The organism is Paraburkholderia fungorum (genome assembly GCF_900099835.1).
In the GTDB taxonomy this organism is placed as follows: domain Bacteria; phylum Pseudomonadota; class Gammaproteobacteria; order Burkholderiales; family Burkholderiaceae; genus Paraburkholderia; species Paraburkholderia fungorum_A.
In genome coordinates, this window is record NZ_FNKP01000003.1 from 1,419,706 (window position 1) to 1,428,910 (window position 9,205).

The 9,205-nt window shown below is 62.2% G+C and carries 8 protein-coding genes; 2 read left to right on the forward strand and 6 right to left on the reverse strand.

The features are described 5' to 3' along the window. Positions 1-71: 71 nt before the first annotated feature. Genes BLS41_RS35530 through BLS41_RS35555 form a run of 6 tightly spaced genes read right to left on the reverse strand, consistent with a single transcriptional unit; the run spans position 72 to position 6,714 of the window. Positions 72-1,376: a D-tagatose-bisphosphate aldolase, class II, non-catalytic subunit gene (locus tag BLS41_RS35530; protein WP_074773028.1), complete on the reverse strand. Its 1,305-nt coding sequence runs from the start codon at positions 1,374-1,376 to the stop codon at positions 72-74. Beyond that, on the reverse strand, positions 1,369-2,352 hold the full coding sequence (locus BLS41_RS35535; RefSeq protein WP_074773032.1) for a tagatose kinase: 984 nt from the start codon (positions 2,350-2,352) through the stop codon (positions 1,369-1,371). The genes BLS41_RS35530 and BLS41_RS35535 overlap by 8 nt, the downstream gene beginning before the upstream one ends. Next, entirely contained in the window at positions 2,345-3,361 is a 1,017-nt protein-coding gene (locus tag BLS41_RS35540; RefSeq protein ID WP_074773035.1) for an ABC transporter permease, read from the reverse strand. Before BLS41_RS35540 ends, BLS41_RS35535 begins: the two co-directional genes overlap by 8 nt. After that, positions 3,358-4,962, reverse strand: coding sequence for a sugar ABC transporter ATP-binding protein (locus BLS41_RS35545; RefSeq protein WP_083380248.1), 1,605 nt, complete (start codon positions 4,960-4,962; stop codon positions 3,358-3,360). The genes BLS41_RS35540 and BLS41_RS35545 overlap by 4 nt, the downstream gene beginning before the upstream one ends. Then, positions 4,959-5,879 (reverse strand): substrate-binding domain-containing protein, encoded by a 921-nt coding sequence (locus BLS41_RS35550; RefSeq protein ID WP_074773038.1) that lies wholly within the window; start codon positions 5,877-5,879, stop codon positions 4,959-4,961. The genes BLS41_RS35545 and BLS41_RS35550 overlap by 4 nt, the downstream gene beginning before the upstream one ends. Before the next feature lie 19 nt (positions 5,880-5,898). After that, positions 5,899-6,714 carry a DeoR/GlpR family DNA-binding transcription regulator gene (locus BLS41_RS35555; protein WP_074773041.1) on the reverse strand — a complete coding sequence of 272 codons (816 nt, stop codon included), beginning with the start codon at positions 6,712-6,714 and terminating at the stop codon, positions 5,899-5,901. 405 nt (positions 6,715-7,119) lie between these two features. Here BLS41_RS35555 and BLS41_RS35560 point away from each other — a divergent pair, with 405 nt between their 5' ends. Further along, positions 7,120-8,118: an ABC transporter permease gene (locus BLS41_RS35560; RefSeq protein WP_171910386.1), complete on the forward strand. Its 999-nt coding sequence runs from the start codon at positions 7,120-7,122 to the stop codon at positions 8,116-8,118. Between the two features lie 25 nt (positions 8,119-8,143). Beyond that, the gene (locus BLS41_RS35565; protein WP_074773047.1) at positions 8,144-9,130 is read left to right on the forward strand and encodes a sugar ABC transporter substrate-binding protein; all 987 of its coding nucleotides are present in this window, start codon (positions 8,144-8,146) and stop codon (positions 9,128-9,130) included. Positions 9,131-9,205: the final 75 nt, after the last annotated feature.

Below are 9,205 nucleotides of genomic sequence, written 5' to 3' on the forward strand. Positions count from 1 at the left end.
GGTTGCACCGTCCAAAGGACAAAACAAACCCTCTCGCGGTGACCGAAGACGGTGCCCGCTCTTCCGCGATGTCACACCGGCTTTACGCCGCAAGCCTTCGCATACGCGCGGATTACTTCGCGCACCTTACTGCGCACAATGCTCTCGGGCGAGCCGTCGATAGCACCGCGTCGCACTTCCCAATACTGGGTCGGCAGGAACTGGCTCAGCAGGTTTTCAGGGATCGTCACGCTGGCTAGATTGCTCAGCAGCTTGTGCGCGGCTGCATCGATTTCAGGATCGGCCCAGTAGTAACGCACGCGATCGCTGTAGCTATACGTGCGCAGCAGGCGCGTCGTACGCGCGTCGCCGTGATAGTACTTTTCCCAGTTTCCCGGACGACGCAGCATCACCGCTTCAACCACGTCACGCAGCCCCGAGCGCTCGCTGTCAGGCAGCAGATCGGGCAACAGCGCGGCTTCGATATCGGCGAGCGCATACAGCGCCTCGCGCAGCGCGAAGGTGACGCCCGGGCCCACTTTCAGGATCGCGAAGCCGTCTCGTACCAATGCATCGAGCGCTTCGGGTTTCTGATAATCGGTCGAATGTGCTTCGAAGACCATGCCGGGCAGGTCCTTCAGCGCCTCCGACAAACCGGTCGCGAGTTCCGGCCGGTAGTCGATCACCTTCGTATGATCGAATTCGACGCCTGGCTGCACCACTAGCGCAATCACGCGTTGCCATGCGTCGTCGAGCTGGCGCGCGCGCCACGCGTCGCGGTGTACCGCGACTGTTTCGAGCGCCGCGAGGCGGCTGGTCACATCGACGGTATTGAGCGTTTCGCTCGCACCGCCCGGCACCGGCACTTCGGTGCCGACCACGTAGACCGGCGGGCGGCCATTGCCCAACCGCGCTGCGGCGGCCTCGGCGACCGCACACAAACGCGACGCCCGTTCGGCGACCACGCTGTCGGACAGCCGTTCTGGATCGCCGCCGCAGGCCATGCTGGTATCGAGGTGAATCTTCGTGAAACCGGCGGACACGTACGCGTCGATCAACGTATCGGCGCGCGTCATCGCTTCGTCGGCAGGAAGGTGGCGCCACGCGTTAGGGCCGAGGTGGTCGCCGCCGAGAATCAGGTGCTCGCGCGCAAAGCCGGTGTCGTCGGCGATGCTGTGGACAAAGCGAACGAAGTCGGCGGGCTTCATGCCGGTATAGCCGCCGAACTGGTCAACCTGGTTCGACGTCGATTCGACGAGCAGCGGTGTGCCGTCCTCGCGTGCCTGTTCCATCGCGGCCGCGAGCACCCAGGGGTGCGCAGAACAGATCGAATAAATGCCCTTCAACGATGCAGCGGCCGGATGTCCGTTCGACAGACGGGAGACGATGTCAGACATGGTGAATCTCCGTTTTCGCGATGAATTCATCGAGTTCCGCCAGAGTCGCGGTGCCTTCCATCGGACCGCGTACGGTGACTGCACGCGCGCCGCTCGCGCACGCGTAGCGCAACGACTGTTCGATGCTCATTCCCTGCGACCAGCACGCGATATAGGTCGCGCCGAAGCAGTCGCCCGCACCGGTCGGATCGATTTCGTCGACCACGAATGCGGGCAGGTGAATCTCGCGTGTGCCGTCGTAATAGCTGCAACCGTCCTTGCCGCGCTTGACGACGACTTCCCGCACGCCGCGCTCGAGCAATTCGTCGATCGCCGCGCGCTCCGAACTCGCGCTTGCCAGCAGCGTCACTTCGTGGCCGCTCGGCAGGAACACGTCGGTGTAGTCGAGGATGAAATCGAGTGCCTCGCGCATCTCGGGAATCCTTAGCATTTCCTTGCGGATGTTCGGATCGAAGCTGACTGTCCCGCCTTGTCCCTTGACCGTCTCGATCATCTTTTTCATCGCTTCGATGATCCTGAACGAGAACAGCGACGAGCCCATCACATGAAAATGGCTGCAGTCTTTCAACTGTTCGTCGCGGATATTCGCCACCGAAAAGCGTGCCGACGCGCTGTTCGTGATGTTGAAGATGAAGTCGCGTTCACCGTCTTCCCGATAGGTGACGAACGCGCTGCCGGTCGTCGCGTCCTTGATCACGGCAATGCCGGACACGTCGACACCGTCGTGGCGCAGGCGTTCGACGTTCAGCGTACCGAAATCGTCGGCACCGACACAGCCGATCATCGCGCAGCGGCTGCCCATGTGCGCGACCTGGTCGATGAAAATGGCCGGCGCGCCGCTCGCATACGGTCCGATCAGCGTGCCTGGCTGGCGAAACGACTGGCCACGTTCGGTCGCCATGATTTCGACGAGAATCTCGCCCATTGTCAGGATGGCACCGTCCGTTCTAGCGGAAGTTTTTTTCAGATCAGGCATGGCGCTTCTTCGTTTGAACATCGATGCAGACGGCGACGAGAATCACGACGCCTTTCACGATGAGTTGGTAGAAATAGGGGACGCTCAGCAGGTTCATGCCGTTATTGATCACGCCGATGATCAACGCACCGATCAGCGTGCCCATGATGGTTCCGTAGCCGCCGCTCAGGCTGGTGCCGCCGAGCACGGCCGCAGCAATCGCGTCGAGTTCGTAGCCCATCCCGGCGTTCGGTTGCGCGGAGTAGAGGCGGGACGTCATCAGCACGCCGCCGATGCTCGCCATCAGCCCCGAAATCATGAAAATGCCGATCCGCAGGCGGCTGACGTTAATGCCCGAATACAGCGCGGCTTCGCGGTTGCCGCCTGCCAGATAGGCTTTGCGTCCGAACACGGTGCGCGACAGAACGAAGTGATTGATCAGCAGTAACGCCGCGAGCACCCAGATCGGAAACGCGATGCCGAGCAGTGTGCCGTTGCCGAGCGCGGCGAAGCGGTCGTCGTCGACGGAAATCGGCAGACCGTTCGACGTGATATATGCGAAGCCGCGGAACACGCCCATCGTCGCGACCGTCACGATGAACGACGGGATGGTCAGCATCGCGGACAACGCGCCGTTGATCCAGCCGAGCACCAGCCCTGCCAGCATCGCGGCGAGCACCGCGAGCGCCGGATGCAAGCCGTGCTGCATGGCGAACGCGGCGATCCCGCCGACCAGCGCCATCACCGCGCCGACCGACAGGTCGATGTCGCCGAGCAGCAGCACATAGGTCATGCCGAAGCCGAGAATCGCGATGATCGACACCTGCATCACGATGTTCAGCAGATTGTTCAGCGCGAGGAAATTCGACGATAGCAATGCAAACAGCACGCACAGCGCGATCAGACCGCAGACGATGCCGCCGTATTGGCGCAGGAGTCGCGACAGCGCGCCGCGGCCCGCCGACGGGCTTCGCTTGCCGTCGCCATCCTTGCCGGTTTGCGGCTCCGCCTGAAGAGAAGTGGATTTCATGACTGCATGGCTCCCGTTGCATACGACATGACGGTTTCGGGCGTGAGCCCGGCCGTGTCGAACTGTTTGACGATCCGCTTTTCGCGCATGACCACGAGGCGGTCGCTCATCGCGAGTGCCTCGGGCAATTCGGACGACACCAGCACGATGGCGGTGCCCGCTGCGGCAAGTTCACGAATCACGCGATAGATTTCGAATTTGGCGCCGACATCGACGCCGCGTGTCGGCTCGTCGAGGATCAGCAGTTTCGGCTTCAGCGCGAGCCATTTCGAGAACACGACTTTTTGCTGATTGCCGCCGCTGAGGTCTCCGACGCGTTGATACGGACCGTGCGCCTTGATATTCATCTGCGTGATCGCACTGGCCGTTTCGTCGTTTTCGAAGCGGCTGCGCAGGATGCCGAAACGTGAGCCTTTGCGCTCGAAACTCGCCATCGTCACGTTTTGCGCGATCGAGTGCATCAACACGAGACCTTGATGTTTGCGGTCTTCGGTGACGAAGGCGATGCCGGCGGAGATGGCGTTTTCCGGCGAGCGCAACTTCAGACGTTTGCCGTCCATCACGATCTCGCCAGACGGGCGCCCGATGCCGAACAGCGCGTTCATCACGTCGGAGCGGCCCGCGCCGATCAGGCCGAAGAAGCCGACTATTTCGCCCGGATGCACGTCGAACGAGATGTCGTTGAATTTCGTGTCGAGCGTCAGTCCGCGCACGTCGAGCAGCGCTTTCCCGCCGCGCAGGTAGGGCGTGGCCCGGCGCGGATAGACGTCGCTCATTTCGCGGCCGACCATCAACGTGATCAGCGCGCCGATGGTCGTGTCGGTTTTGTTTTCGGTGGCGATGTAGCGACCGTCGCGCATGACCGAAATATCGTCGGAGATGCGCATGATTTCGTCCATCCGGTGCGAGATGTAGACGATCGCCTTGCCGCGCGCCTTCAGCTTCATCACGATGTCGAACAGCAGATCGGCGTCGCGATCGGATAGCGACGAGGTCGGTTCGTCCATGATCACGAGATCGGCATCGCGGCTGAGCGCCTTGGCGATTTCGACCAGTTGCCGCTGCGCCATCGACAGCTTCGACACGGACGCAGCCGGGTCGATCGGGATGCCGAGTTCGACGAGCAGTTCATGCGTGCGGCGCGTCAATTCACGGAAATCGACGACGCCGAAACGCCGCGGCTCGTGGCCCGCGAAGATGTTCTCCGCGACGCTCAGGTTCGCGGCGAGGCTGAGTTCCTGATAGATGATCGACACGCCCGCATGCTGTGCGTCGGCGGGGCGGCTGAACACAACGGGTTGGCCGTCGAGCAGCAGTTCGCCGCGCGTCGGCTGGTAGACACCCGCGAGGATTTTCATCAGCGTGGACTTGCCCGCGCCGTTCTCGCCGAGCAGTGTGTGCACGCGGCCGCGCCGGAGCTTGAGCGACACATCCTTGATCGCCTCGACCGGCCCGAACGACTTCGCGATTCCGCGCAGTTCGAGCAGCGGTGCGACCGCTTCGGGACGCAGGCTAGCGGCGCCAGGGATCGCGTCCGCCACGCCGCTCGGCGATGATGGCCGGCCCGGACCGGGCCGGTTTGCGTCAGCGCGAACGCTCATTTTGCGGCTTCTTTGGCGTTTTCATGCAGGTAGACGCCGGGCGTCACCGGAATCGTCTTCGCGACCGTCTGCTTACCCGCGACCTTGACTGCGGTATCGACCGCGAGCGCTCCCATCCTTTCCGGATACTGACGGATCACACCGACGAAGTTCGGATTCTTGTCGACGGCGGCGCGTGCTTCGGGCATGCCGTCGAAGCCGATGATCTTGACGTGATTGCCCGCCGACTTGCCGGCTACCGCCGCGGCCATCGCCGCATCGTCTCCGAAACCGAAAATGCCGTCGAGATCGGGATGCGCCTGCAACATGTTCTGCGCGGCGCTCAGCGCGTCTGCGCGCGTGATGCCCGGCTGCACCGCCACGACCTGCACCCCCGGACAGCCGCCGAGCGCCTTCTTGAAGCCGTTCACCCGATCGATCACCGACTGGATGGTCGGATAGTCGATGATGCCGACCTTGCCCTTGCCGCCCAGCACCTTGCACATCAACTGCCCCGCGCTCTGGCCGCCGGCGTAGTTGTCCGTCGCGATGTGCGAGGCGACTTCAACGCCTTGCGCCTGAATATCGACGGTGATCACCGGGATGCCTGCGTGTTCGGCAGTCAGCACGGCGGCCTTGACGCCCTTCGAATCGACGGGCGAGAGCACGATCACATCGACCTTGCGCGTCACGAAGTCCTGGACGTCGGCAATCTGCTTGCTCAGATCCTGGTTCGCAATCGAAATATCGAGTTGCGCGTGATCCTTGGCCGCTTCCTGCTTCATCGCGTCAGCCAGCGCGACGTAAAACGGATGCTGCTGGGTCAGCAGCGACACGCCGATTTTCACGTCGGCCGCATGAGCCGCGGGCGAAGCCGCGATCAACGTGGCGCCTGCGATGGCGGACAGCATTGCCGTGAATGAAGTGCGCTTTGTCATGTCTCTTCCTTTGATTGGATTAGTGCGTGGCTCGACGGAATTCGAGAATTCCGTTTTCTCGTCGATACAAGTCGAGTTGCTTGTTGGGAAACAGGTCCATGGTCGGTGGGTCGATGCCGTCATCGATCACGACGCCGTCGAGGTCCGCGAGATTGCAGAACACGTGGCCGTCGCGTTCGGACAGGCGCGGTTGCCACGCGACCACGATGCAGCGGGTCGCAGTAGCGACTGCGGCCTGGAAGACGCGCGCGAGGCCCGGGTCCGCGCAGAGCAGATTGCCGTCTACGTCGAGACCGGTCGCTTCAAGAATGCAAAGATCGAGCGAACGTGTCTTGACCGAGCGTTCGGCGTCCGGCCCGGTCAGCACGGTGTTGTTCTGGTCGAGATGGCCGCCGGTCAATTGCAACTCGCAATGGATGAAGCGTTGAGCCGTTTGTGCCATCGCGATGTCGTTGAGCAGCAGCGCGAGGTTGGCGCGATCCGACAGCAGGGGCAGCAGCTTGTGGACGATGTCGCCTGCGCCGAGCATCACCGACGCATAGTCGCCGACCGAATCCGAAGCAAGCCTCGCGACCGACATCTCTCCTGCCTTGCGCGTTGCGAAATCGGAGAGCGGCGTCAGCACGCTTTCGTCGGCACGCTGCGCGAGGTAACGCGCCTTGCCGAACGAGCGCACCAGATAGCGCTGCTCTTCGAGATACGTCAGATCGCTGCGGATCGTCACGCTGGACACGTCGAACGCCTGGCTCAGTTCTTCAACGGTCACTTCGCCGCGCTTGCGCACCATCTCGACAATCTGCAGCCGTCTTTTCAGTGAACTCTTGCTTGCCAGCATGTCTCCGCTCTTCGGTTGCGTTACTTTCGTTTCGAAGGAGTTTAGTTTCGACTCGAAAGTTAGTCAACGAAGTTGCGATGCGAAATAGGGCAAGGTTTTCCCTGGTGGGGGGCTTTTTGATGAGTGAGGGAGAGAGGGCGGAGCCTTCACCGGCTCTTACCGGCAGCCCAAAAACGTTCACGCCCAACGAACCCGTCGGGCGCCTTCGCCACGCGGCTCAGAATTCAACAAACCGTTGACCACGGCAAATTGTTTGCGATAACATTTGCATTGAATGTTTGCGCTGCCATTTTTGCGGACGGCAGGAGATGACGGCATTGGCACGACCTGCTGTCGCAGTGCTGCGCGCACACAGACAGACATACCGGTCCGCCGGAAACAGATTCCAAAAAAACAGGAGACATGATGTACGCGACCAGCAATGGAGTAGCCCGCTCGCCCATATCGAGCGCGTTCAGGAGCTTTCTGGCATCCCGGGAGGCGGGTGTACTGGCAGCAGTGATCTGCCTGTGCGTGCTGTTCGCGTTCGCCAGTCCCGTCTTTCTGACCAGCATCAACATTCTCAACCTGCTCAGGCAGATCTCCCTGCTGGGCGTGCTGGCAATCGGCGCGACCTATGTGCTGATCATCTCCGAAGTCGATCTTTCGGTTGGCTCCCTGTACGGCTTTTCCGGCATGGCGGCCGGCATGATGCTCGTCCACGGTGTGCCCGAGCCGGTGGCGATTGTTGTGACCTTATTGCTGGGCGTGGTGTTCGGCATGCTCAACGGGGCCATCACGGTGGTCGGACGCATTCCGTCGTTCATCACGACGCTCGGCACGCTGTATCTGATCCGCGGCGCGACGCTCGTGATGAGCAACGGCATGTCGGTGTCGCTGCCGACCGATCAGTCGATCTCGCCGATCATCAAGGCGCTCGCGCAAGGCAGCCTGATCGGCCATCTGTCGAATCAGGTGCTGGTGCTGATCGTCATTGCGGCGATTGGCTACGCACTGCTCCACCGCACCACCTTCGGGTTCCATATTTTTGCGGTGGGCGGCAATGCGCGCGCCGCGAAGATCGTCGGCGTGCCAGTGGCGCGGACCAAGATCCTCGCCTTCGCATTGGCCGGGCTGCTCGCGGCCTTCGCGGGCACGATCAACCTCGGCTTTCTCGAGAACGTCCAGGCCGTCACGGGTTCCGGCCTCGAACTCGACGTCATCGCCGCCGTGATCATCGGCGGAACCCGGCTCGGCGGCGGCGAAGGGTCGGTTGTAGGAACGCTGCTCGGCGTGCTGCTGATCGGGGTCGTGCGTGACGGCCTGATCCTGCTCGGCGTCACACCTTTCTGGCAAACGACGCTGATCGGCGTCGTCGTATTGGTCGCTGCTCTGATCGGCGGCGTCACTTCATCAAAGAAATGAAATCCTGATCCAACGAGGAGACACCATGACATTCGTATCGAAGTGCGCAGTGCTGCTTTCAGCAGCGATGACCCTGATGTCGGCCGGCGCGAGCGCGGCGACGCCCGACGCGAACTTCCAGCTTGCGCCCGCCATCAAGGCGCAGGCGGCGGCCAAAACCAAGCCGACCTTCGTGGTTTCGTATCACGATCCGGCGCTGTCGGTCGCGGCTCCGATGCGCAAGGGCGTCGGGTTGGCGGCGAAGGAACTCAACGTCAACGCGGTCTTCACGGGACCGGTCGGCGGCGGCGCCGAGAAGCAGGTCGCGGAACTGGAGAACTGGATCACCAAGGGCGTGGACGGTATCGCGGTATCGTCGTCGTCGACCGATGCGCTCGCGCCTGTGATCAACAAGGCGATTGCCGCAGGCATCCCGGTCGTCACGTTCAATACGGACAATCCTGCCTCGCATCGGCTGAGTTTCGTCGGACAGGACCTCGCCTATTCGGGCGTGGTGATGGGCGACACGCTGGTCAAGCACATGGGTCAGAAGGGCAAGGTGCTGGTGTTCACCGTCGATGCAGCGGCCGAATGGTCGAAGGATCGCGAGAAGGGGCTGCGCCAGTCGCTCGCAAAATATCCGAACATCGCCATCGTCGGACTGGTGAATACGAGTAACGAGCCGCAGCAGATCTACGCTGCGATCGAAAACGCGATGCTCGCGCATCAGGATGTCACCGGCATCGTTTCGCTGGATTGCTGCAGCTTCCCGGCCATCGGCCAGTATCTGCAACGCAACGGCCTGGCGGGCAAGATTCCGGTGGTCGGCTCGGACCTGTTGCCGCAAACCAAAGATCTGATCAAGGGCGGTGCATTGACGGCGACGATCTCACAGAACCCGCAGCGTCAGGGTCATGACGCCGTGGTCGTGCTGAACCAGATCTTCACCGGCGCGAAGATGCCTGACTCGCACACCGATACGGGCGTCCAGGTGATCGACCGGGCGAGCGTGGATCAACATGCAGCCGAGTGACGTGAACGGCCTCTCGCCGGCGAGCGCGGACAACACGATGACGCCCCCCGCGCTTCGCCTTAAGGCGCTCGGCAA

What these genes read in the sequence shown, in the direction of transcription:
- BLS41_RS35530 (WP_074773028.1), bottom strand. Translation starts at nt 1,376, where the DNA reads ATGTCTGACATCGTCTCCCGTCTGTCGAACGGACATCCGGCCGCTGCA.
- BLS41_RS35535 (WP_074773032.1), bottom strand. Translation starts at nt 2,352, where the DNA reads ATGCCTGATCTGAAAAAAACTTCCGCTAGAACGGACGGTGCCATCCTG.
- BLS41_RS35540 (WP_074773035.1), bottom strand. Translation starts at nt 3,361, where the DNA reads ATGAAATCCACTTCTCTTCAGGCGGAGCCGCAAACCGGCAAGGATGGC.
- BLS41_RS35545 (WP_083380248.1), bottom strand. Translation starts at nt 4,962, where the DNA reads ATGAGCGTTCGCGCTGACGCAAACCGGCCCGGTCCGGGCCGGCCATCA.
- BLS41_RS35550 (WP_074773038.1), bottom strand. Translation starts at nt 5,879, where the DNA reads ATGACAAAGCGCACTTCATTCACGGCAATGCTGTCCGCCATCGCAGGC.
- BLS41_RS35555 (WP_074773041.1), bottom strand. Translation starts at nt 6,714, where the DNA reads ATGCTGGCAAGCAAGAGTTCACTGAAAAGACGGCTGCAGATTGTCGAG.
- BLS41_RS35560 (WP_171910386.1), top strand. Translation starts at nt 7,120, where the DNA reads ATGTACGCGACCAGCAATGGAGTAGCCCGCTCGCCCATATCGAGCGCG.
- BLS41_RS35565 (WP_074773047.1), top strand. Translation starts at nt 8,144, where the DNA reads ATGACATTCGTATCGAAGTGCGCAGTGCTGCTTTCAGCAGCGATGACC.